Source organism: Aeromicrobium massiliense JC14 (assembly GCF_000312105.1).
Taxonomy (GTDB): domain Bacteria; phylum Actinomycetota; class Actinomycetes; order Propionibacteriales; family Nocardioidaceae; genus Aeromicrobium; species Aeromicrobium massiliense.
In genome coordinates, this window is record NZ_HE978637.1 from 581,218 (window position 1) to 603,203 (window position 21,986).

Below are 21,986 nucleotides of genomic sequence, written 5' to 3' on the forward strand. Positions count from 1 at the left end.
GAGGGGCCGCAGTGGTCGACAGCTTCAACGAGGCCGACCCTGCGGCCCCTCCGTTCCGTCGGGTGCTGCTCAAGCTCTCCGGCGAGGTGTTCGGCGGCGGACGTCTGGGGCTCGACCCCGACGTCGTCAACGGCATCGCCCGCCAGATCGCCGACGCCGCCCGTGAGGGCGTGCAGGTCGCGATCGTCGTCGGCGGCGGCAACTTCTTCCGTGGCGCCGAGCTGAGCCAGCGCGGCATGGAGCGCTCGCGCGCCGACTACATCGGCATGCTGGGCACGGTCATGAACGCGCTCGCGCTGCAGGACTTCATCGAGAAGCAGGGCGTCGAGACCCGCGTGCAGACCGCCATCACCATGGGTCAGGTCGCCGAGCCGTACATCCCGCGCCGAGCCGTCCGCCACCTGGAGAAGGGCCGCGTCGTCATCTTCGGCGCCGGCGCCGGCATGCCGTACTTCTCCACCGACACCGTCTCGGCCCAGCGCGCGCTGGAGATCAAGGCCGACGCGGTGCTCATGAGCAAGAGCGGCGTCGACGGCGTCTACACCGCCGACCCGCGCAAGGACCCCACCGCGGTCAAGTACGACTCGGTGACCTTCGAGGACGCCCTGCGGCTCAACCTCAAGGTCGTCGACGCGGCCGCGTTCGCGCTGTGCATGGAGAACCACCTCCCGATGGTCGTGTTCGGCATGGAGGGCGAGGGCAACATCGCCCGTGGCCTGCGCGGTGAGAAGATCGGTACGCTCGTCCACTCGTCCTGAGCGGACGCAGCCACGCACCACCGGCCGACGCCTCGCGTCGGCCCTCGAGAGGCGCCGCCCGAGCGGCCCGTGAAGGAGCATGACGTGATCAACGAGACGCTGAACGAGACCGAGGCGAAGATGGCCAAGGCCGTCGAGCACTCCCGCGAGGAGTTCGCCGCGATCCGCACCGGTCGTGCGCACCCGGCGATGTTCTCGCAGATCACCGCCGACTACTACGGCACGCCGACCCCGCTGCAGCAGCTGGCCAGCTTCACGGTGCCCGAGCCCCGCGTCGTCATCATCAACCCGTACGACGCGGGCGCGAAGAACGCCATCGAGAAGGCGATCCGCGACTCCGACCTCGGCGTGAACCCCACCGACGACGGCAAGGTCATCCGGGTGTCGCTGCCCGAGCTGACCGAGGAGCGTCGCAAGGAGTACATCAAGCTGGCCAAGTCCAAGGCCGAGGAGGGCCGGGTCGCGGTGCGCAACCTGCGCCGCACGGCCAAGCAGGCCTTCGACAAGGCCGAGAAGGACTCCGAGATCGGCAAGGACGACAACACCGGTGCGGAGAAGAAGCTCGACGCGCTGACCAAGAAGTACGTCGACTCGATCGACGAGATGCTCAAGAAGAAGGAAGCGGAGCTCCTTGAGGTCTGAGCCGACCCCGGTGGACCCGAACGACCCCGAGCCGGCCGAGCCGGCGGAGGCGCTCAAGCAGAGCCGCGCCGGGCGCAACCTGCCCGCGGCCATCGCGGTCGGGGTCACCCTCGTCGCGCTGGTGATCTGCTCGCTGGTCTTCTGGAAGGCCGCGTTCGTCGGCGTCGTCGTGGTCGCGCTGACCATCGGCGTCGTCGAGCTGGCCCGGGCGCTGGGCACGGCGGGCATCCGCGTCCCGCTGGTCCCGATCGTCGTCGGCGGCGTCGCGATGAACGTCGGCGCCTACGCCGAGGGCGTCGACGTGGCGGCCATCGCCATGGCGCTCACGGTCATCGGCACCTTCGTGTGGCGGATGGCCGAGGGCGCCGACGGCTTCGTCCGCGACACGTCCGCCGGGCTGCTGTGCCTGTCGTACGTCTGGCTCATGGGCGTGTTCGTCCTGCTGATGCTGGCCGAGGACGACGGACCGTGGCGCATCGTCGCCTTCATCGCGGTCACCATCGCCTCCGACACCGGCGGCTACGCCGCGGGCGTCCTGGCCGGCAAGCACCCGATGGCCCCGTCGATCAGCCCGAAGAAGTCCTGGGAGGGCTTCGCCGGGTCGATGACCGCGGGCGTCCTGGTCGGCGTGCTCGTCGTGACCCTCGGCCTCGAGGGCGACTGGTGGGCCGGCGCGATCCTCGGTGTGGTCGGCGTCCTCGCCGCGACGCTGGGCGACCTGTCGGAGTCGCTCATCAAGCGCGACCTCGGCATCAAGGACATGAGCGACCTGCTGCCCGGCCACGGCGGCCTCATGGACCGGCTCGACTCGCTCATCGTGGTCGCGCCCATGGCGTGGCTCGTGCTGCACTACGCCGTCCCGGTGGCCTGACGTGACCCGCCGGGTCAAGCGCGTCGCGCTGGAGGTGCTGGGCTGGCTGCTCGTGCTGGTCGGCCTGGCCGCGCTGGTGCTGCCCGGCCCGGGCCTGCTGTGCCTGTTCGCCGGCCTCGTGGTGCTTTCGCAGCAGTACGAGTGGGCCGAGCGCCGGGTGGACCCGGTGGAGCGGGCCGCGCTGCAGGCCGCCTACGAGGGGGTCAGCACCGCGCCGCGCATCGCCATGTCCGTCGCCGGCGGTGCCGCGCTCGTCGCGCTCGGCGTGCTGTGGATGGTCAGCCCGGACGCACCGGGCTGGTGGCCGCTGCGCGACTCGTGGTGGCTCGTCGGCGGGTTCTGGACCGGCTTCTCGCTGGCCGTCTCGGGCGTCATCTCCTGGGGCCTGATCGTCTACAGCTACCGCCGCTTCCGGGTGCGCGGGGAGAAGCCCCCGGCCCGTCGCGGCTGACGATTCGGTCGATCCTTGCCCCGGGTGGGAGACTGGTTCGGTGAACGACACGCCCCGGACGCTCCCGCTCGTCCTCGAGCAGCCGCGTGGCCGCGCCAAGCCGCCGCGCCACCTCGCCGACCTCGCTCCCGAGGAGCGCAAGGAGGCCGCCGAGAAGCTCGGGCTCCCCGCCTTCCGGCTGAAGCAGGTCGCGAACCACTACTTCGCGCGGCTCGAGCGTGATCCCGAGGCGATGAGCGACCTGCCGGCCGCGATCCGCGCCGAGCTCGCCGAGGGCATGCTGCCGACGCTGCTGACCCCGGTGCGGGTCATGGAGGCCGACAAGGGCACCACCCGCAAGACCCTCTGGCGGCTGTTCGACAACGCGCTCGTCGAGTCCGTGCTCATGCGCTACTCCGACCGCGCCACGCTGTGCGTCTCGAGCCAGGCCGGCTGCGGCATGGCCTGCCCGTTCTGCGCCACCGGCCAGGGCGGCCTGCAGCGGAACATGAGCACCGGCGAGATCGTCGACCAGGTGGTCGACGGGGCCCGCGCCATGCGCGACGGCCTGGTCGCCGGTGGACCCGGACGCCTGTCGAACATCGTGTTCATGGGCATGGGCGAGCCGATGGCCAACTACAAGGCGGTCATCGGTGCCGTGCGCCGCATGGTCACGCCGGCGCCGGACGGACTGGGCATGAGCGCCCGCAACATCACCGTCAGCACCGTCGGCTTGGTGCCGCGGATCAAGCAGCTGGCCACCGAGGGCATCCCGGTGACGCTCGCGGTGTCGCTGCACGCGCCCGACGACGAGCTGCGCGACACCCTCGTGCCGATCAACACCCGCTACAAGGTCGACGAGGTCGTCGACGCCGCATGGGAGTACGCGCGCACCACGAAGCGCCGCGTCTCGATCGAGTACGCGATGATGCGCGACATCAACGACCAGGCCTGGCGCGCCGACCTGCTCGCCGACGTGCTGCAGAAGCGCGGCGACTGGAGCTGGGTGCACGTCAACCTGATCCCGCTCAACGAGATCCCCGACTCCCAGTTCACGCGCTCTCGCGACGAGGACATGGACGAGTTCGTGCGTCGTCTGGAACGTCGCGGCATCAGCACGACGATCCGCGACACCCGCGGCGACGAGATCGACGCCGCCTGCGGCCAGCTCGCCGCCTCCGAGGTCTGAGCTCCTCGGTCCGGGGAGTGGCGGACCGCACACGGGGGCCTGCCGGCGTCTGGGTACGGTGTGGCCAGACCCCCTGGCAAGAAGGAGAACCGTTGCTCGCCGTGACCCGTGAGGGACCCGTGGCCGTCCTGACGCTGCAGCGCCCCGAGAAGCGCAACGCGCTCGACCTCGAGCTGTGCCGCCAGCTGTACGTGGCCGTCGACGAGCAGGTCGAGGCCGGCGCCCGCGTGCTCGTGCTGACCGGCGAGGGCACCGCCTTCTGCGCGGGCGCCGACCTGGACGGTGTGCACGGCGACGAGTTCCTGCACGCGCTCTACGGCATGCTGCACCACCTGGCCGCGGTCGAGATCCCGGTGATCGCCGCCGTCAACGGCCCGGCCATCGGTGCCGGCACGCAGCTCGCCCTGGCCTGCGACCTGCGGGTCGTGGACGAGCGTGCGCGGTTCGCGGTGCCCACGGCGCTCAACGGCATGGCCGTGGACGCCTGGACCATCCGCACCCTGGAGAAGCTCGCCGGCACCGGACGCGCCCGCCGCATGATGCTGGCCGCCGCCACGATCGACCGCGACGAGGCCCTGGTCTGCGGGCTCGCGGACCGACCCGGGACGTTCGCGGACGCGCTCGCCTGGGCCCAGGAGATCGCGGCCATGGCGCCGATGACGCTGGCGTACAACAAGCTCGTGCTCAACGGCACGGCCGACGACGAGCCGGCCGTCGAGGCCGCCTTCGCGAGCGTGTGGCGCAGCGACGACGTGCAGGAGGCCTCGCGCGCCCGCGCCGAGAAGCGCCAGCCGGTCTTCGAGGGCCGATGAGCTCGCTCGCGTTCGAGGCGCTCGACCGGCACGTCGTCGGTGGCCGGGCCGACGACCTCGCCGTCGCCGGTGCCGCTCGTCCGGTCACGTACGCCCGCCTGCTGGAGACGTCCGCGGCGCTCGCCGGCGGTCTGCGCCTGCTGGGCGTGGAGCCCGGCGGCTCCGTCGACCTGCGGCTCGAGCCCGGTCTCGAGCAGGTCGTGGCCGTGCTCGCGGTCGTCCGCCTGCACCTCGAGGTCGAGGACGGCGCGGACCCGCGACTCGGTGGCGACCCGCTGCGCGTCCACCTGGGCGCGGACGAGTACGAGTGGGCCACTGTGCTGAAGGCCGGCGCCAACGACCCGGCCGGCTCGGCCGAGCGCGATCCGGAGGGCTACGCCGACCGCATGCGCACCCGGTTCGGGCACCTGCTCGACCCGCTGCTCGGTGGCGGCACCGTCACGCTGTGACCTTCGGAAGCCCCATGGGGACGTCCGATGTCGTCGTCCGCCGGGTCCGCGAGGACGACTGGTCGCGGCTGCGCGGCCTGCGGCTCGAGGCGCTGCGCGACCCGGTCGCCCACCTCGCGTTCCTGGAGGACGTCGACGAGGCGCTGGCCCGGCCCGACGGCTTCTGGCACGAGCGCACACGCTCGGCGTCGGCGGGCAGGTCCGTGTGCCAGGTCGTCGCCGTGGATGCGGGCGGCGAACCGGTCGGCACCGTGACCGCCCTGGTCGCCGAGCCTGGCGAGCCCGACTACCTCGGCGACGTGGGTCCCGAGCGCCGCGCGGCCGTCGTGGGCGTCTATGTGCGTCCGTCCCACCGCGGCGCAGGAGTCCTGGCGCGGCTGCTGGCCGCCGTGGAGGAGTGGCTCGTCGACGCGGATGTCCCGCGCGTGCGGCTGCACGTCCACGAGCAGAACGAGCGCGCCCGCCGGGCCTACCTGCGCTGCGGCTACACGGACGTGGGCGGTCTCGTCGAGGTCTCCGGCACGCCCCACCACGAGCTCGTGCGCGAGCTCAGCTGAGCGGGCTCAGCGCACGCCCCACGAGTACGTCTGCTTGGCCAGCTTCAGGTACACGAACGTCTCGGTCGAAGTGACCTTGTCCATCGCGGCGATGGTGTCGCCGACGAGCTCGAGCAGCGCGTCGTCGCTCTCGCAGACCACCTCGGCGAGGATGTCGAAGCGTCCGGTCGTCACCACGACGTAGTCGATCTCGGGGATCTTGGCGATCCGCTCGGCGACCTCCGTGATGTGCGAGGCGACCTTCACGCCGACCATGGCCTGCTTGGCGAAGCCGAGCTGAAGCGGATCGGTGACGGCCACGATCTGCATGACGCCGGACTCGGTGAGCCGCTGCACGCGCTGGCGCACCGCGGCCTCCGAGAGCCCGACCTCCTTGGCGATCGCCGCGTACGAGCGGCGTCCGTCCACCTGCAGCTTGGCGATGATCGCCTTCGAGACGTCGTCGAGCGGCGAGGTCACAGCAGCGTTCCGGCCTCGGTCAGGACGCTGCGCAGGATCTGCTCGATCTCGTCGAAGTGCGACTGGTCGCAGATCAGCGGGGGAGCGAGCTGGATGACCGGGTCGCCGCGGTCGTCGGCGCGGCAGTACAGGCCGGCGTCGTACAGCGCCTTGGACAGGAAGCCGCGGAGCAGGCGCTCGGACTCGTCCTCGTCGAACGTCTCGCGCGTCGCCTGGTCCTTGACCAGCTCGATGCCGTAGAAGTACCCGGCGCCGCGGACCTCACCGACGATCGGCAGGTCGAGCAGCTTCTGCAGGGTGCCGAAGAAGGCCGGCTCGTTCTCGCGGACACGCTCGTTGAGCTTCTCGCGCTCGAAGATGTCCAGGTTGGCCATCGCGACGGCGCACGAGACCGGGTGGCCGCCGAACGTGTAGCCGTGCAGGAAGCTGTTGTTGCCCTCCAGGAACGGCTCCATGACCTTCTCCGAGGCGATCATCGCGCCCAGCGGCGAGTAGCCGGAGGTCAGTCCCTTGGCGCAGGTGATCATGTCCGGCTCGTAGCCGAAGCGGGTCGCGCCGAACATCTCGCCGAGGCGGCCGAACGCGCAGATGACCTCGTCGGAGACGAGCAGGACGTCGTAGGTGTCGCAGATCTCGCGCACGCGCTGGAAGTACCCGGGCGGCGGCGGGAAGCAGCCACCGGCGTTCTGCACCGGCTCGAGGAAGACGGCCGCGACGGTCTCGGGTCCCTGGGCGAGGATCGCGTCCTCGATCTGGTCCGCGGCCCAGCGTCCGAACGCGACCGGGTCGACCATGCCGTCCTCGCCGTGCGGCAGGTACGCCGGGGCGCGGTAGGCGTTGGTGTTGGGCACGTGGACGGTCGAGGGCACGAGCGGCTCGAACGGCGCCTTCATGTCCGGGATGCCGGTGATGGAGAGCGCGCCCTGCGGCGTGCCGTGGTACGCCACCTGACGGCTGATCACCTTGTGCTTGAGCGGCTTGCCCTTGAGCTTGAAGTACTGCTTGGCCGCCTTCCAGGCGGTCTCGACCGCCTCGCCGCCACCCGTGGTGAAGAAGACGCGGTTGAGGTCGCCGGGGGCGTAGGACGCCACGCGCTCGGCCAGCTCGATGGCCTTCGGGTGGGCGAAGGTCCAGAGCGGGAAGAACGACAGGTCCTTGGCCTGGTCGTAGGCGGCCTTGGCGAGCTCCTCGCGGCCGTGGCCGGCCTGGACGACGAACAGTCCCGCGAGCCCGTCGAGGTAGCGACGGCCCTGCGCGTCCCAGATATAGGCGCCGTCGCCCTTGACGATCACCGGGATGTCGTGGTCGGCGCCGTACGACCCCTGGCGCGAGAAGTGCATCCAGAGGTGGTCCTTGCCGGCCCGCTGGAGGTGGTCGAGATCGAGGTCGCTCATGACAGGCAGTATCACGCGTCCAGCGGACCAGTCACAAGGGAATCCGTCGTGAAATGCGCGTGTAACGTCGAAATCAGTCGTCGTGACCGAGCCGCTAGAGGCCGCTCGTCACCGACTCGTCACCGGCTGGTCGTCGGACGGACCCCCGGGCGCGCGTGGCGGTGCTGGCGGTCGTGGGGGCGTCTCGGGCAGGGTGGAGCCCATGATCGCGGTCGAGCACCTCTCCAAGACGTACGGGTCGTACCAGGCCCTCCGTGACGTCTCCTTCGTCTGCCGCCCGGGCACCGTCACCGGGTTCCTGGGCCCCAACGGCGCCGGCAAGTCCACGGCGATGCGGATCATGACCGGCCTTACGCCGGCCTCGTCCGGCGTCGCCACGATCGGAGGCGTCGCCTACCGCGACATCCCGAACCCCGGCGTGCAGGTGGGCGTCCTGCTGGACGCGTCCGCCCAGCACGGCGGTCGCACGGGCCGCGAGGTGCTCACCATCGCCGCCCAGACCATGGGCCTGCCCAAGTCGCGCGTCGACGAGATGCTCGCCCTGGTCGGCCTCAACGCCAGCGAGTCCAAGCGTCGGGTCAAGAACTACTCGCTCGGCATGCGCCAGCGCCTCGGCCTGGCCCAGGTCATGCTCGGCGACCCGCAGGTGCTGATCCTCGACGAGCCGGCCAACGGCCTCGACCCGGCCGGCATCCACTGGATGCGCCAGCTGCTGCGGGCGTACGCCGACAAGGGCGGCACCGTGCTGCTGTCGTCACACCTGCTGCACGAGATCGAGGTCATCGCCGACGAGATCATCGTCATCGGTCACGGCCGCATCGTCGCGCAGGGCACGAAGGACGAGCTGCTCAAGGGCACCGGCACCTTCGTGCGCGCCCTCGACCCGTCGGCGCTGGTCAACGCCCTCGTCTCCGCCGGCATCGAGTCGCACGTCTCCGGGGCCGGCCTGGCCACCGACGCGACGCCCGAGCAGGTCGGACGCGCTGCGGCCGCCGCCGGCGTCGTGCTGCTGGAGCTGCGCGCGGCCGAGTCCGCGAACCTGGAGGAGATGTTCCTCCAGCTCACGTCCGACACGCAGCGCGACGCGCTGCCCACCGAAGGAGCCCGCGCATGAGCACCATCGACCTGCAGCGTCCGGCCGTCCCGCTCGGCCGCCTCGTCGCGGTGGAGCTGCGCAAGATGATCGACACCCGGGCCGGGTTCTGGCTCCTGGCGGTCATCGGGATCATCGACCTGCTCATCATGCTGGCGATGGTCCTGTGGGTGGAGAAGGACTTCCTGACGTTCTCCAACTTCCTGTCGGCGATGGCGCTGCCCATGAACCTGCTCCTGCCGGTGCTGGGCATCCTGTCCATCACCCAGGAGTGGGGCCAGCGCACCGCCCTGGTCAGCTTCACGCTGGTTCCCCGCCGCGCGCGCGTGGTCGTGTCGAAGCTGCTCGCGTCGGTCGTGCTGGCGCTGGCGTCGCTGGTCGTCGCCATGGTGCTGGCCGCGATCGGCGCGGTGCTCGGCGGCGGCAACAACGTGTGGGAGATGGAGACCCGCGACTTCGTGGCCTGGCCGATCCTGCAGGTCATCGGCCTGATCCACGGCTTCGCCTTCGGCATGCTGCTGCTCTCGTCGGCGCTCGCGATCGTCGTCTACGTCGTCTACCTGTTCCTGGTGCCGACGGTGTTCCAGGTGCTGTCGGGCGTCACCGACTGGGGCGGCGACGTCCAGCGCTGGCTCGACTTCGGGACGCTGCAGGGCCAGGTGTTCAACGACCCGCAGCCCGACAACATCTGGCTGCGGCTGCTGGTCTCGGGCCTGGTCTGGCTGGGCATCCCGTTCGCGGTCGGGCTGTGGCGGGTGCTGCGCAGCGAGGTGAAGTAACCGCCACAGGGTGGTGCGAGAGGATGGGCGACATGCGCAAGCGTGTCGCCCTTCTCGGTTCCACCGGCTCGATCGGTACCCAGGCCCTCGACGTGATCTCGGCCAACCCCGACCGGTTCGAGGTGGTGGCCCTCGCGGCCGGCGGCTCCGACCCGGCGCTGCTCGCGCGCCAGGCGCTGGACCACGAGGTGCCGCTCGTCGCCGTGGCCCGCACCACCGCGGTGCAGGACGTGCAGCTGGCGCTGTACGCGGATGCCCAGCGCCGCGGCTGGTCCGAGGGCGACGTCCGCCTGCCGCGCATCGTCGCCGGCCCGCAGGCGGCGGTCGAGGCCGTGCGAACCCCGGCGGACGTCGTGCTCAACGGCATGACCGGGGCCGTGGGCCTGCTGCCGACGCTCGCCGCGCTCGAGACCGGGGCGACGCTCGCGCTGGCCAACAAGGAGTCGCTGATCATCGGCGGCGAGCTGGTCACCGGTGCGGCGAAGCCCGGCCAGCTCGTGCCGGTCGACTCCGAGCACTCGGCGATCGCGCAGGCGCTGCGCGGTGAGCGCGTCGAGGACGTGAAGCGGCTGCTGGTCACCGCCAGCGGCGGTCCGTTCCGCGGACGCACGCGCGAGCAGCTCGTCGACGTCACGCCCGAGCAGGCCGCGGCGCACCCGACCTGGGACATGGGGCCGGTCATCACGATCAACTCCGCCACCCTGGTCAACAAGGGGCTCGAGGTCATCGAGGCGCACCTGCTGTTCGGCATCGGCTTCGACCGCATCGACGTCGTGGTGCACCCGTCGTCGATCGTCCACTCGATGGTCGAGTTCGTCGACGGCTCGACGATGGTGCAGGCCTCGCCGCCGGACATGCGGCTGCCGATCGCGCTGGGCCTGGCCTGGCCCGCGCGGCTGCCCGGCGCCGCGCGCGGCTGCGACTGGACGTCGCCAGCCGCCTGGGAGTTCTTCCCGCTCGACGACGCCGCCTTCCCGGCCGTGCGGCTCGCCCGCCGCGCGGGGGAGTTCGCGCGGACCGCCCCGGCGGTCTACAACGCGGCCAACGAGGTGTGCGTGGACGCGTTCGTGGCCGGCGACTTGGACTTCCTTGGCATCGTGGACACCGTGGGCGCCGTCCTCGACGACCACCTCACCGATCCCGACAGCGCCACGCGCGACCTGACGCTCGACTCCGTCCTGGAGGCCGACGCCTGGGCCCGCGGGCGCGCCCGAGTCCTTGTGGAGCAGCGTTGACCGCCCTCGTGTACGCCCTCGGCGTCCTGATCTTCGTGATCGGTGTCGCCGTCTCGATCGCGCTGCACGAGTGCGGCCACATGATCCCCGCGCGCCGCTTCGGCGTGAAGGTCACCCAGTTCTTCGTCGGCTTCGGCAGCACCGTGTGGTCGTTCCGCCGCGGCGAGACCGAGTACGGCCTCAAGGCCATCCCGCTCGGCGGCTACGTGAAGCTCGTCGGCATGCTCCCGCCCGGCAAGGGCGAGGACCCGCACGAGCTGCGCAGCACGAGCACCGGCCTGTTCAGCCAGCTCGCCGCCGACGCACGCGACGCCGAGCGCGAGCACATCGGCCCCGAGGACGAGGGCCGGCTGTTCTACACCCGCCCGTGGTGGCAGAAGGTCATCGTCATGGCCGGCGGCCCGGTGGTGAACCTGGCCATCGCGTTCGTGCTCTTCGCCATCGTGTTCATGGGCTTCGGGGCCAACGAGCCGACCACGACCGTCAACACCGTCTCGGCCTGCGCGATCCCCGACACCGAGGCCGGCCGCACGTGCACCTCCGCCGACCCGGAGACGCCGGCCAAGAAGGCCGGGCTGCAGCCCGGCGACGTCATCACCACGTTCGACGGCGAGCCGGTCGACGGCTGGGACGAGCTCAGCGAGCGCATCCGCGCCAACGGCTCGGGCGAGGCGACGATCGGCTACGAGCGTGACGGCCAGGCCCGCACGGTCGACATCGAGACGACGGTGCTCGCGCGGGCCGACCTGGACGACCCCGACAAGACTGTCGAGGTCGGCTTCCTGGGCGTCTCGCCGACGCTGGAGAAGGAGCGCCAGGGCCCGGTCTACGTGCTGGACGTCATGGGCGACTCGATCGCCGGCACCGTCCACGCGATCATCGACCTGCCGCAGCGGATGGTCGGCGTGGTGAAGGCCGCGCTGGGCGCCGAGCGCGAGGACGACGGCCCTGTGAGCGTCGTCGGCGCCGGGCGGGTGGCCGGCGAGCTGGTCACGTACGACGACCCTTCCTGGGCCGACCGCGCCGTGCGGCTCATGACGCTGCTCGCCTCGGTCAACCTGTTCCTGGGCATGTTCAACTTCGTGCCGCTGCTGCCGCTGGACGGCGGGCACATCGCCGGGGCGCTCTACGAGGCCGTCCGACGTGGGTTCGCCCGCCTGTTCCGCCGGCCCGACCCGGGGTACGTGGACGTCGCCAAGATGCTTCCCGTCGCCTACGCCGTGGGTGCGGTCCTTATGATCATGAGCGTGATCCTGATCTACGCCGACATCGTCAACCCGGTGAGCCTCACATGAGCGCCGTGAGCCTGGGCATGCCTGCCGCGCCGCCGCCGGTGCTGGCCCCGCGACGCCGTTCGCGCAAGATCAAGGTCGGGTCCGTCGACGTCGGCGGCGACGCCCCCGTGTCGGTGCAGTCGATGACCACGACGCTCACGTCCGACATCAACTCCACGCTGCAGCAGATCGCCGAGCTCACCGCCGCCGGCTGCGACATCGTGCGCGTCGCGTGCCCGAGCCAGGACGACGCGGACGCCCTGCCGGCCATCGCCCGCAAGTCGCAGATCCCCGTGATCGCCGACATCCACTTCCAGCCCAAGTACGTGTTCGCCGCGATCGACGCCGGCTGCGCCGCCGTCCGCGTGAACCCGGGCAACATCCGCAAGTTCGACGACCAGGTCGGCGCGATCGCCAAGGCGGCCAAGGACGCCGGCGTCTCGCTGCGCATCGGCGTCAACGCCGGATCGCTCGACAAGCGTCTGCTCGAGAAGTACGGCAAGGCGACGCCCGAGGCCCTCGTGGAGTCGGCCGTCTGGGAGGCGTCGCTGTTCGAGGAGCACGACTTCCACGACTTCAAGATCTCGGTCAAGCACAACGACCCGGTGATCATGGCGCAGGCCTACGAGATGCTCGCCGAGCGCGGCGACTGGCCGCTCCACCTCGGCGTGACCGAGGCCGGCCCGGCGTTCCAGGGCACGATCAAGTCGGCCACCGCCTTCGGCTACCTGCTCGGCAAGGGCATCGGCGACACCATCCGCGTGTCGCTGTCCGCCCCGCCGGTCGAGGAGGTCAAGGTCGGCATCCAGATCCTGCAGTCGCTCAACCTGCGCGAGCGCAAGCTCGAGATCGTCTCGTGCCCGTCGTGCGGTCGCGCCCAGGTGGACGTCTACACGCTCGCCGAGCAGGTGACCGCCGGCCTCGAGGGCATGGAGGTGCCGCTCCGCGTCGCCGTCATGGGTTGCGTCGTCAACGGCCCCGGCGAGGCGCGCGAGGCCGACCTCGGCGTCGCCTCGGGCAACGGCAAGGGCCAGATCTTCGTCAAGGGCGAGGTCATCAAGACCGTCCCCGAGAGCAAGATCGTCGAGACGCTCATCGAGGAGGCCATGCGCATCGCCGAGGGCATGGAGCCCGTCGACGGCGGCGCGCCCTCGGTCTCGGTCTCCTGACGCCGTCGCCGACGAGCGTGACGCCCCCGCGTCGATAGGCTGGCCGCCGAGGGAGGTGGGGACGGTGCTCGGGACGACGAACCTGCGTGTGCTGACGCCCGAGGAGATGCCCCTCGTGCGGTCGCTGACCGCCCTCGACCCCGCCGCCAACGTCTTCCTGCAGCACCGGCTCGACGTGACCGGCATGCGTCCGCGCTGGATGGGTGGGCGCATGTGGGGCTGGTTCCAGGACGAGCGCATCGTCTCGGCCTGCTACGTCGCCTCCAACGTCGTCCCGCTCAACGCCACGCCCGAGGCAGTGGCCGCCTTCGCCGAGCACGCCCTGCCGCCCGCGCCGCGGGCCGCGTCGATCGTGGGACCGCGCGAGACGGTCATGGACCTCTGGACCCGCATGACGCCGCTGTGGGGCCCGGCCCGCTCGGTGCGCGACGAGCAGCCGTTCCTGGTCATCGACCACGACGGGCTCGTGGCCCCCGATCCGCGCGTGCGCCGGGTGCTGCTGGACGAGGTCGACGTGCTCTACCCGGCGTCGGTGGCGATGTTCACCGAGGAGGTCGGCGTCGACCCCGAGGTCATGAGCGGCTCGGCCTACCGCGCCCGCGTCACGCAGCTCGTCGGGCAGGGCTGGTCGTTCGCGATCATCGAGGACGACACGGTGCTGTTCAAGGCCGAGGTCGGGGCCGCGGCCGGCGACGTCTGCCAGGTGCAGGGCGTCTACGTGCACCCGGACGTGCGCGGGCAGGGCCTCGCCGCGCCGGCGATGGCGGCGGTCGTCCAGCAGGTGCGCGCGACCATCGCCCCGGTCGTGACGCTGTACGTCAACGGCCACAACGTCCCGGCCCGCCGGACGTACGACCGGGTCGGGTTCCGCCAGCACACGACGTTCGCCACCATCCTGCTGTGACGCCGTAGGGTCGGGGCCATGCCCAAGTCCCTGGCCGGTCTCGCCACCCTGTTCACCGTCTCCGGAGTGCTCCACCTCGTGCGTCCGCAGGTCTTCGAGTCCATCGTCCCCAAGCAGCTGCCGCGCAAGCGCGAGCTCGTGCACGCGTCCGGCGTGGCCGAGCTGGCCTGCGCCGCGATGCTGGCCGCGCCGCGCACCCGCCGCGTGGGTGGCCTCGCGTCCGCCGCGCTGCTCGTCGCGGTCTTCCCGGCCAACGTGCAGATGGCCGTGAGCACCCGGCGCAGCCGCAGGGCGCCGGCCTGGTTCAAGGCCGGGACGATGCTGCGGTTGCCGCTGCAGTGGCCCATGATCCGCGTCGCGCTGCGCGCCGCCGGCCGGGCCTGACCGCGCGGCCGGGCGGCCGGTCGCCGCTCGGTAGGGTGCAGCCCATGCGCATGTCCCAGCTCTTCCTCCGCACCCTGCGTGACGACCCCGCCGACGCGGAGGTCCCTAGCCACAAGCTGCTCGTCCGCGCCGGCTTCGTCCGGCGCGTCGCTCCGGGCATCTACACGTGGCTGCCGCTGGGCCTGAAGGTGCTGGGCAAGGTCGAGAAGATCGTCCGCGAGGAGATGGACGCCATCGGCGCGCAGGAGGTGCGCTTCCCGGCGCTGCTGCCGCGCGAGCCCTATGAGGCGACCGACCGCTGGACCGAGTACGGCGACAACCTGTTCCGCCTGCACGACCGGCGCGGCGGCGACTACCTGCTCGGCCCCACGCACGAGGAGATGTTCACGCTCCTGGTGAAGGACCTGTACTCGTCCTACAAGGACCTGCCGCTGAGCCTGTACCAGGTGCAGACGAAGTACCGCGACGAGGCGCGTCCGCGCGCTGGCATCCTGCGCGGGCGCGAGTTCGTCATGAAGGACTCCTACTCCTTCGACGTCACCGACGAGGGCCTGGAGAAGAGCTACCAGGCGCACCGCGAGGCGTACGTCCGCATCTTCGACCGGCTCGGGCTCGAGTACGTCATCGTCCAGGCCGACTCCGGCGCGATGGGCGGCTCGGCCAGCGAGGAGTTCCTCGCCGTCGCCGAGACGGGCGAGGACACCTTCGTCCGCTCGCCGGGCGGCTACGCGGCCAACGTCGAGGCGGTCACCACCGTCGTGCCCGACGCGCTGCCCGTCGACGATGCTCCCGCGGCGCACGTCGAGGACACCCCCGACACCCCGACGATCCAGACCCTCGTCGACCACCTCAACGAGGCGTTCCCGCGCGACGACCGTCCCTGGACGGCCGCCGACACGCTCAAGAACGTCCTGGTGATGCTGCACCACCCCGACGGCACCCGCGAGCCGCTGGCCGTCGGCGTCCCCGGCGACCGCGAGGTCGACGCCAAGCGCCTCGAGACGCAGGTGTCCCCGGCCGAGGTCGAGCCGTTCGAGGAGAAGGACTTCGCGCAGCACCCCGCGCTGGTCAAGGGCTACATCGGCCCCGGCGTGCTCGGCACCGAGAACGCCTCGGGCATCCGGTACGTGGTCGATCCGCGCGTCGTCGACGGCACCCGCTGGGTGACCGGCGCGAACGAGCCGGGCAAGCACGTCATCGACCTCGTGGCCGGCCGTGACTTCACCGCCGACGGGACGATCGAGGCCGCCGAGGTGCGCGCCGGCGACCCCGCGCCCGACGGCTCGGGCCCGCTCGAGCTGGCTCGTGGCATCGAGATGGGCCACATCTTCCAGCTCGGCCGCAAGTACGCCGAGCGCCTCGGCCTGCAGGTGCTCGACGAGAACGGCAAGCTCGTCACGGTCACGATGGGGTCCTACGGCGTGGGTGTCTCCCGTGCGGTCGGCGCCATCATCGAGAACTCCTACGACGACGCCGGCATGATCTGGCCGCGCGAGGTCTCGCCGTTCGACGTCCACGTGGTCGTGGCCGGCAAGACGCCGGAGCTTTTCGAGGGCGGCGACCGCATCGTCGCCGAGCTCGAGTCGGCCGGCTTCGACGTGCTGCACGACGACCGCCCGAAGATGTCGCCCGGCGTGAAGTTCAAGGACGCCGAGCTCATCGGCGTCCCGACCATCGTCGTGGTGGGCAAGGGCCTGGCCGACGGCGTCGTCGAGGTCAAGGACCGCGCCACCGGCGAGCGCACCGACGTCCCGGTCGACCAGCTCGTCGCGCACCTGCGGGACTGACCGGGCGCGGTCAGCCCGCGTCGGGGCGGTCGAGCCCGGGGAACGGCCGGGGCTCGGCGTCCCACGCCACCGCGCGCAGCGCTGCCCGCTGCAGCAGCCGCACCGCGAGCCGCCGCTCGTCGCCGCTCGTGACCCGCACGAGCGCCGCGGCCGCCTCGGCGCAGTCGCGCTCGAGCTGCTGGGCCAGACGCCGCGCCGCGGCGAGGTCCGACGGCACGTCGAGCTCGTAGGACGCCGGGGGCGCGGGCGGCGTCGTGCCACGGGCGTCCAGCGCGGCCAGCAGGTCGTCGCGGTCGCGCCGCTGCGACGCGAACGAGTCGTCCGGGCGCGGGTCGTCGAGCCGGGCGCCGAGCACGCCGTACGTCCAGACCGCGCGCTGCGACTGCGCCAGGCTGGCCTCGAGGGCGTCGGTCGTGCTCACGCCAGGCTCCGGGCCTGGAGCAGGCCGGCCGAGGCCGACGCGAGCACCTGGGCGAGGTCGGGGGAGACGGCGCCCAGGCAGGCGGACTCCACCCGGTCCGCGGCGTCCTGCAGCGCGACCTGGAGCCGGGGCACGGGTGCGGTGGCGGCGGCGTCGGCCCCGCCCAGGGCGTCCAGCTGCTGGCGGACGAGGGCGGCCACGGCGGGGGAGTCCTGGGCCTCGGCCGCGGCCAGCACGCCGCTGAGGGTGGTGCGGACGGTGGCGAGCCGGCGCTCGTCGCCCCGATCGGGCTGGGGCACCGGCACCACGCCGGTGGCGCGCACCGCGTCGTCCAGGACGCCGGCCCGCTCGGCCGCGTAGACGGCACCGCCGGCGAGCACGAGGGCGCCCGTGCCGACGATCACCCCGCGACGTCCGATCACGGTGGCAGGCTACCGGCCCGGACCCGGTAGGCTGGTCCGGACCCGCAAGGGCCGCACACGGACCGACAAGTACATACGGAGGACGACCCCATGGCCGACACAGTCGAGAACCTCGTCGAGAGGTGCGTGGCCGACCTGGGCCTCGACCTCGAGGCGGTCGAGCTCGCTCCCGCCGGCAAGCAGCGCATCCTGCGCGTGGCCGTCGACACCGACGGCGGCATCACCATCGACCACGTCGCCGAGCTGACCCGCGCCCTGTCGCGCGAGCTCGACGAGTCCGACGTGATGGGCGACGGCGCCTACACGCTCGAGGTCACCTCGCGCGGCGTCGACCGTCCGCTGAGCCTGCCGCGCCACTGGCGCCGCAACGCCGGCCGCCTGGTCAAGGCCACCACGGCCGAGGGAACCAAGGTCGTCGGCCGCATCGGCGAGAGCGACGACGAGGGCGTGACCCTGGACGTCGGCGGCACCCCCACCCGCTACGCCTACGACGAGCTGACGAACCCGCTCGTCCAGGTCGAGCTGAACCGGAAGTAGGACCATGGACATCGACATCGCCGCGCTCCGCCTCCTCGAGCGCGAGAAGGACATCTCGTTCGACGTCGTCGTCGAGGCCATCGAGCAGGCCCTGCTCTCGGCGTACCACAAGACGAGCGACGCCCACTCCCACGCGCGCGTCGAGCTGGACCGCAAGAGCGGCCACGTGACCGTCTGGGCCAAGGAGCGCCTGGAGATCCCGCCGCCGGCCGAGGGCGAGGAGCGTCCCGCGCCCCGCTTCAGCGAGGAGTTCGACGACACGCCGAAGGACTTCGGCCGCTACGCGGCCACCGTCGCGCGCCAGCTGATCATGCAGCGGCTGCGCGACGCCGAGGACGAGCAGAAGTTCGGCGAGTTCTCCGGCAAGGTCGGCGACATCGTCTCCGGCGTCGTCCAGCAGGGCCGCGACCCGCAGGACGTCCTGATCAACCTGGGCCGGCTCGAGGCGCTCCTGCCGGCGACCGAGCGCGTCCCCGGCGAGACGTACAGCCACGGCGAGCGGGTCAAGGCGTACGTCTACTCGGTCGAGAAGGGCATGCGCGGCCCCCGCGTCCGCGTCTCGCGCACCCACCCCGGCCTGGTCAAGAAGCTGTTCGAGCTCGAGGTGCCCGAGATCGCCGACGGCACCGTCGAGATCGTCGAGATCGCCCGCGAGGCCGGCCACCGCAGCAAGATCGCCGTCCGCTCGCGCGCCCAGGGCGTCAATGCCAAGGGCGCCTGCATCGGCCCGATGGGCCAGCGTGTCCGCAACGTCATGAGCGAGCTGCACGGCGAGAAGATCGACATCGTCGACCACAGCGACGACCCGGCCGACTTCATCGCCCACGCGCTGTCGCCGTCGCAGGTGAAGAGCGTCACGCTCGTCGACCCCACGGCGAAGGCCGCGCGCGTCGTCGTGCCCGACTTCCAGCTGTCGCTCGCGATCGGCAAGGAGGGCCAGAACGCCCGGCTCGCCGCGCGTCTGACCGGGTGGCGCATCGACATCCGCTCCGACACCGACCCGCGCGGTGACCAACCGTCGGCGCCCGCCGGTGGCACCGCGTCCGGTCGTCCCGGCGCGCCCGGCGGCGCGTGACGACCAAGGAGCCGCTAGACTCGTCGTTGGTGATCCGCACGTGCATCGGCTGTCGAGAGCGAGCGGAGAAATCCACCCTGGTACGCGTCGTCGCGACGGGGGACTCGCCGGTGACGGTGGTCCTCGACCGCGACGGCCGACTTCCGGGCCGAGGGGCGCACCTGCACCCCGATCCCGGATGCCTGGAGCTGGCCCAGCGTCGCAAGGCGTTCGGCCGGGCCCTGCGTGTCGCCGGCACGCTCGACCTGACCTCGGTCGTCGAGCAGCTGGCACCCGGCGCAGGGCACGCACCACCCGCACGACCCACGTAAACCCGGCGGGGCCCACCCAGGGCCCCCGAGACGAAATCGGAGCACTCGCTCATGAGCACTCGATGAGTTCTTTCCGATGAGCCTGTACGACAACTAGTGGTCTGCGCCCTTCAGGGTGTGGGCCCCCTGAAGGAGAAGAGTGGCTGTCAGAGTCCACGAGCTCGCCCGCGAGTTCGGTGTTGAGAGCAAGGTCGTCCTGTCCACCCTCAAGGACATGGGCGAGTACGTGAAGTCCGCCTCGTCCACGATCGAGGCGCCGGTCGTCCGCCGCCTCACCGAGGAGCACGGCGACGCGCTGCGCGCCCAGGGCGCGAAGAAGGGCGGCGCCAAGAAGGCGGCCGCCAAGCCCGCCGACAAGGCGGCGCCCAAGCCCGGTCCCAAGGCTCCGGCTGCCGAGGCGCCCGCCGCCCCGGCTCCCGAGGCCCCCGCTGCCGAGGCACCGGCTGCTCCGGCCGCCGAGGCCCCCGCGGCTCCGGCCAAGCCGCGTGGTCCGGTCCCCGGTCCGGCCGCCCCGAACCCGGCTCCGGCTGCCCCGCCGGAGGCCCCCGAGTCGGCCGCGCCGAGCGCCCCGACCCCGCCGCGCACCCCCGGCCCGCGTCCTGCGGCTCCCGGCCCGCGCCCCGGTCCGGGTCGCCCCGGCGCCCGTCCGGGCAACAACCCGTTCTCGTCGAAGCAGGGCATGCAGCAGGAGCGCCCGCCGCGTCCGCCGGCCGCCCGTGAGGGTGGTCAGGGTGGTGGCGCCGCGGCGCCGCGCCCGGGCATGCCGCGTCCCAACCCGGCGATGATGCCCAAGCAGTCCGGTCTCCAGCGTCCCGGCCCGGCCGGTCGCGGCCCGGGTGGTCCCGGCGGTCGTCCCGGCCCCGGCGGCCGTGGTCCCGGTGGACCCGGTGGCCGTCCCGGCGGCGGCGCCGGCGGCGGTCGTCCCGGTGGTGGCGGCGGCGGCGGCTTCGCCGGTGCCGGTCGTCCCGGTGGCGGCGCGCCCGGTGGCTTCGCCGGTCGTCCCGGCGGCGGTGGCAACCGTCCCGGTGGACGTGGTGGCACGCAGGGCGCCTTCGGTCGCCCCGGCGGCCCGGCCCGTCGCGGACGCAAGAGCAAGCGCGCGAAGCGTCAAGAGTTCGACCAGATGCAGGCGCCCGCCATCGGCGGCGTCCGCGTCCGGAAGGGCAACGGCGAGATCGTGCGCATGGCGCGCGGCGCCTCGCTGACCGACTTCGCCGAGAAGATCGGCGTCGACGCGGCGTCCCTGGTCCAGGTGTTGTTCCACCTGGGCGAGATGGTCACCGCGACCCAGTCGGTCAACGACGAGACGCTGCAGATCCTCGGCGAGGAACTGAACTACGACGTCCAGGTCGTCTCGCCCGAGGACGAGGACCGCGAGCTGCTCGAGTCCTTCAGCCTCGGCTTCGGCGAGGACGAGGGCTCCGAGGAGGACCTCGAGGCGCGTCCGCCGGTCGTCACGGTCATGGGTCACGTCGACCACGGCAAGACCAAGCTGCTGGACGCGATCCGCAGCACGAACGTGGTCGCGAAGGAGGCCGGCGGCATCACCCAGGCCATCGGCGCCTACCAGGTCACGACCGAGGTCGACGGCAACGAGCGTCCGATCACGTTCATCGACACCCCCGGTCACGAGGCGTTCACCGCCATGCGTGCCCGTGGTGCCCAGTCCACCGACATCGCGGTGCTGGTGGTCGCGGCCGACGACGGCGTCATGCCGCAGACGGTCGAGGCGCTCAACCACGCCAAGGCCGCCGGTGTGCCGATCGTCGTCGCGGTCAACAAGATCGACAAGCCCGACGCCGACCCGACCAAGGCCCGCGGTCAGCTGACCGAGTACGGCCTGGTCCCCGAGGAGTACGGCGGCGACACGATGTTCGTCGACGTCTCGGCCCGCTCGGGCACGAACATCGAGGGACTGCTCGAGGCGATCATCCTGACCGCCGACGCGTCGCTGGACCTGCGGGCCAACCCGCACCAGCACGCCGAGGGCGTCGCCATCGAGGCGCACCTGGACCGCGGTCGCGGCCCGGTCGCCACGGTGCTGGTCCAGCGCGGCACGCTGCGCGTCGGTGACTCGCTCGTCGCCGGTCCGGCCTTCGGCCGCGTCCGCGCGATGCTCGACGAGCACGGAGCCAACATCGAGGAGGCGACCCCGTCGCGTCCTGCCCTGGTGCTCGGCCTGACGGCCGTGCCCGGTGCCGGTGACAACTTCATGGTGGTCGAGGACGACCGTCTGGCCCGTCAGATCGCCGAGAAGCGGGAGGCCCGCGAGCGCAACGCCACGCTGGCCAAGCGCAGCGGCCGTCGCACCCTCGAGGACTTCATGTCCTCGATGGAGAAGGGCGAGACCGACGAGTTGCTGCTCATCCTCAAGGGCGACAGCTCCGGTGCCGTCGAGGCGCTGGAGGACTCGCTGGCCCAGATCGACGTCGGCGAGGACGTCGCGCTGCGGGTCATCGACCGCGGTGTCGGTGCGATCACCGAGACCAACGTCGACCTGGCCGCCGCGTCGAACGCCGTCATCATCGGCTTCAACGTGCGACCGCAGGGCAAGGCCACCGAGCTGGCCGACCGCGAGGGCGTCGACATCCGCTACTACTCGATCATCTACCAGGCGATCGAGGAGATCGAGGCGGCGCTCAAGGGCATGCTCAAGCCCGAGTTCGAGGAGGCCCAGCTGGGCACGGCGGAGATCCGCGACATCTTCCGCTCGTCCAAGATCGGCAACATCGCCGGCTGCATGGTCCAGTCCGGCACGATCCGCCGCAACAGCAAGGCTCGCCTGCTGCGCGACGGAGCCGTGGTGGCCGACAACCTCGACCTCGCGAGCCTGCGCCGCGAGAAGGACGACGTCAGCGAGGTCCGCGAGGGCTTCGAGTGCGGCATCGTCCTGCGAGGCTTCAACGACATCAAGATCGGCGACGTCATCGAGACGTTCGAGATGCGCGAGAAGCCGCGCGACTGACCGTCGCACGACCATGTCGGCCCGGTCTTCCGCAGCTGCGGGAGGCCGGGCCGACGTCTCACCCTAGGA

At 71.8% G+C, this 21,986-nt stretch carries 24 protein-coding genes; 20 read left to right on the forward strand and 4 right to left on the reverse strand.

Annotated elements, in window-relative coordinates:
* Positions 1-11 precede the first annotated feature (11 nt).
* The 8 genes from pyrH (at position 12) to HGAM_RS18750 (ending at position 5,708) form a co-directional block, all read left to right on the forward strand.
* The gene (pyrH, locus tag HGAM_RS10095; RefSeq protein ID WP_019145367.1) at positions 12-758 is read left to right on the forward strand and encodes a UMP kinase; all 747 of its coding nucleotides are present in this window, start codon (positions 12-14) and stop codon (positions 756-758) included.
* An 87-nt stretch (positions 759-845) separates the two neighbouring features.
* The gene (gene frr / locus HGAM_RS10100; protein WP_218915281.1) at positions 846-1,400 is read left to right on the forward strand and encodes a ribosome recycling factor; all 555 of its coding nucleotides are present in this window, start codon (positions 846-848) and stop codon (positions 1,398-1,400) included.
* Between the two features lie 10 nt (positions 1,401-1,410).
* Entirely contained in the window at positions 1,411-2,271 is an 861-nt protein-coding gene (locus HGAM_RS18740; RefSeq protein ID WP_019145369.1) for a phosphatidate cytidylyltransferase, read from the forward strand.
* A 1-nt stretch (position 2,272) separates the two neighbouring features.
* Positions 2,273-2,722 carry a PGPGW domain-containing protein gene (locus HGAM_RS18745; protein ID WP_019145370.1) on the forward strand — a complete coding sequence of 150 codons (450 nt, stop codon included), beginning with the start codon at positions 2,273-2,275 and terminating at the stop codon, positions 2,720-2,722.
* 40 nt (positions 2,723-2,762) lie between these two features.
* Positions 2,763-3,890: a dual-specificity RNA methyltransferase RlmN gene (gene rlmN / locus HGAM_RS10115; protein ID WP_019145371.1), complete on the forward strand. Its 1,128-nt coding sequence runs from the start codon at positions 2,763-2,765 to the stop codon at positions 3,888-3,890.
* A gap of 101 nt (positions 3,891-3,991) precedes the next feature.
* Positions 3,992-4,702, forward strand: a complete 711-nt coding sequence (locus tag HGAM_RS10120) for an enoyl-CoA hydratase (RefSeq protein ID WP_245532121.1) — start codon at positions 3,992-3,994, stop codon at positions 4,700-4,702.
* Positions 4,699-5,151 carry an AMP-binding protein gene (locus HGAM_RS10125; RefSeq protein WP_038951720.1) on the forward strand — a complete coding sequence of 151 codons (453 nt, stop codon included), beginning with the start codon at positions 4,699-4,701 and terminating at the stop codon, positions 5,149-5,151. Before HGAM_RS10120 ends, HGAM_RS10125 begins: the two co-directional genes overlap by 4 nt.
* A gap of 14 nt (positions 5,152-5,165) precedes the next feature.
* Complete coding sequence (locus HGAM_RS18750; RefSeq protein ID WP_019145373.1) at positions 5,166-5,708, forward strand: GNAT family N-acetyltransferase; 543 nt, start codon at positions 5,166-5,168, stop codon at positions 5,706-5,708.
* A gap of 6 nt (positions 5,709-5,714) precedes the next feature.
* Here the strand turns inward: HGAM_RS18750 and HGAM_RS10135 are convergent, their stop codons facing one another.
* Entirely contained in the window at positions 5,715-6,167 is a 453-nt protein-coding gene (locus tag HGAM_RS10135) for an Lrp/AsnC family transcriptional regulator (RefSeq protein ID WP_019145374.1), read from the reverse strand.
* Positions 6,164-7,561 carry an aspartate aminotransferase family protein gene (locus HGAM_RS10140; RefSeq protein ID WP_019145375.1) on the reverse strand — a complete coding sequence of 466 codons (1,398 nt, stop codon included), beginning with the start codon at positions 7,559-7,561 and terminating at the stop codon, positions 6,164-6,166. Before HGAM_RS10140 ends, HGAM_RS10135 begins: the two co-directional genes overlap by 4 nt.
* A gap of 202 nt (positions 7,562-7,763) precedes the next feature.
* On the opposite strand from HGAM_RS10140, the gene HGAM_RS10145 reads away from it, so the two are divergent.
* The 8 genes from HGAM_RS10145 (at position 7,764) to HGAM_RS10180 (ending at position 16,186) form a co-directional block, all read left to right on the forward strand.
* Positions 7,764-8,675, forward strand: coding sequence for an ABC transporter ATP-binding protein (locus HGAM_RS10145; protein ID WP_019145376.1), 912 nt, complete (start codon positions 7,764-7,766; stop codon positions 8,673-8,675).
* Positions 8,672-9,433, forward strand: a complete 762-nt coding sequence (locus tag HGAM_RS10150; protein WP_019145377.1) for an ABC transporter permease — start codon at positions 8,672-8,674, stop codon at positions 9,431-9,433. The genes HGAM_RS10145 and HGAM_RS10150 overlap by 4 nt, the downstream gene beginning before the upstream one ends.
* Positions 9,434-9,465: 32 nt before the next feature.
* A complete protein-coding gene (dxr, locus tag HGAM_RS10155) occupies positions 9,466-10,668 on the forward strand; it encodes a 1-deoxy-D-xylulose-5-phosphate reductoisomerase (RefSeq protein ID WP_019145378.1) in 1,203 nt (400 codons plus the stop codon).
* Positions 10,665-11,963 carry a M50 family metallopeptidase gene (locus HGAM_RS10160; RefSeq protein ID WP_038951722.1) on the forward strand — a complete coding sequence of 433 codons (1,299 nt, stop codon included), beginning with the start codon at positions 10,665-10,667 and terminating at the stop codon, positions 11,961-11,963. Before dxr ends, HGAM_RS10160 begins: the two co-directional genes overlap by 4 nt.
* The gene (gene ispG, locus HGAM_RS10165; RefSeq protein WP_019145380.1) at positions 11,960-13,111 is read left to right on the forward strand and encodes a flavodoxin-dependent (E)-4-hydroxy-3-methylbut-2-enyl-diphosphate synthase; all 1,152 of its coding nucleotides are present in this window, start codon (positions 11,960-11,962) and stop codon (positions 13,109-13,111) included. Before HGAM_RS10160 ends, ispG begins: the two co-directional genes overlap by 4 nt.
* 64 nt (positions 13,112-13,175) lie before the next feature.
* Complete coding sequence (locus tag HGAM_RS10170) at positions 13,176-14,015, forward strand: GNAT family N-acetyltransferase (protein ID WP_020691684.1); 840 nt, start codon at positions 13,176-13,178, stop codon at positions 14,013-14,015.
* Positions 14,016-14,033: 18 nt separating this feature from the next.
* On the forward strand, positions 14,034-14,399 hold the full coding sequence (locus tag HGAM_RS10175; protein WP_019145382.1) for a DoxX family protein: 366 nt from the start codon (positions 14,034-14,036) through the stop codon (positions 14,397-14,399).
* 44 nt (positions 14,400-14,443) lie between these two features.
* Positions 14,444-16,186, forward strand: coding sequence for a proline--tRNA ligase (locus tag HGAM_RS10180; protein ID WP_019145383.1), 1,743 nt, complete (start codon positions 14,444-14,446; stop codon positions 16,184-16,186).
* A gap of 10 nt (positions 16,187-16,196) precedes the next feature.
* Here HGAM_RS10180 and HGAM_RS20625 read toward each other — a convergent pair whose 3' ends face one another.
* Entirely contained in the window at positions 16,197-16,607 is a 411-nt protein-coding gene (locus HGAM_RS20625) for a ferritin-like domain-containing protein (RefSeq protein ID WP_019145384.1), read from the reverse strand.
* A complete protein-coding gene (locus tag HGAM_RS20630) occupies positions 16,604-17,029 on the reverse strand; it encodes a hypothetical protein (protein ID WP_019145385.1) in 426 nt (141 codons plus the stop codon). The genes HGAM_RS20625 and HGAM_RS20630 overlap by 4 nt, the downstream gene beginning before the upstream one ends.
* A 90-nt stretch (positions 17,030-17,119) precedes the next feature.
* On the opposite strand from HGAM_RS20630, the gene rimP reads away from it, so the two are divergent.
* From rimP to infB, 4 genes are all read left to right on the forward strand, one after another.
* Complete coding sequence (gene rimP, locus HGAM_RS10195; protein WP_019145386.1) at positions 17,120-17,566, forward strand: ribosome maturation factor RimP; 447 nt, start codon at positions 17,120-17,122, stop codon at positions 17,564-17,566.
* A gap of 4 nt (positions 17,567-17,570) precedes the next feature.
* Positions 17,571-18,641, forward strand: a complete 1,071-nt coding sequence (gene nusA / locus HGAM_RS18760; RefSeq protein WP_019145387.1) for a transcription termination factor NusA — start codon at positions 17,571-17,573, stop codon at positions 18,639-18,641.
* A gap of 29 nt (positions 18,642-18,670) precedes the next feature.
* Positions 18,671-18,952 carry a YlxR family protein gene (locus tag HGAM_RS18765; protein ID WP_020691682.1) on the forward strand — a complete coding sequence of 94 codons (282 nt, stop codon included), beginning with the start codon at positions 18,671-18,673 and terminating at the stop codon, positions 18,950-18,952.
* A 139-nt stretch (positions 18,953-19,091) separates the two neighbouring features.
* Positions 19,092-21,917 carry a translation initiation factor IF-2 gene (infB, locus tag HGAM_RS10210; RefSeq protein WP_019145389.1) on the forward strand — a complete coding sequence of 942 codons (2,826 nt, stop codon included), beginning with the start codon at positions 19,092-19,094 and terminating at the stop codon, positions 21,915-21,917.
* The last annotated feature ends 69 nt before the right edge of the window (positions 21,918-21,986 follow it).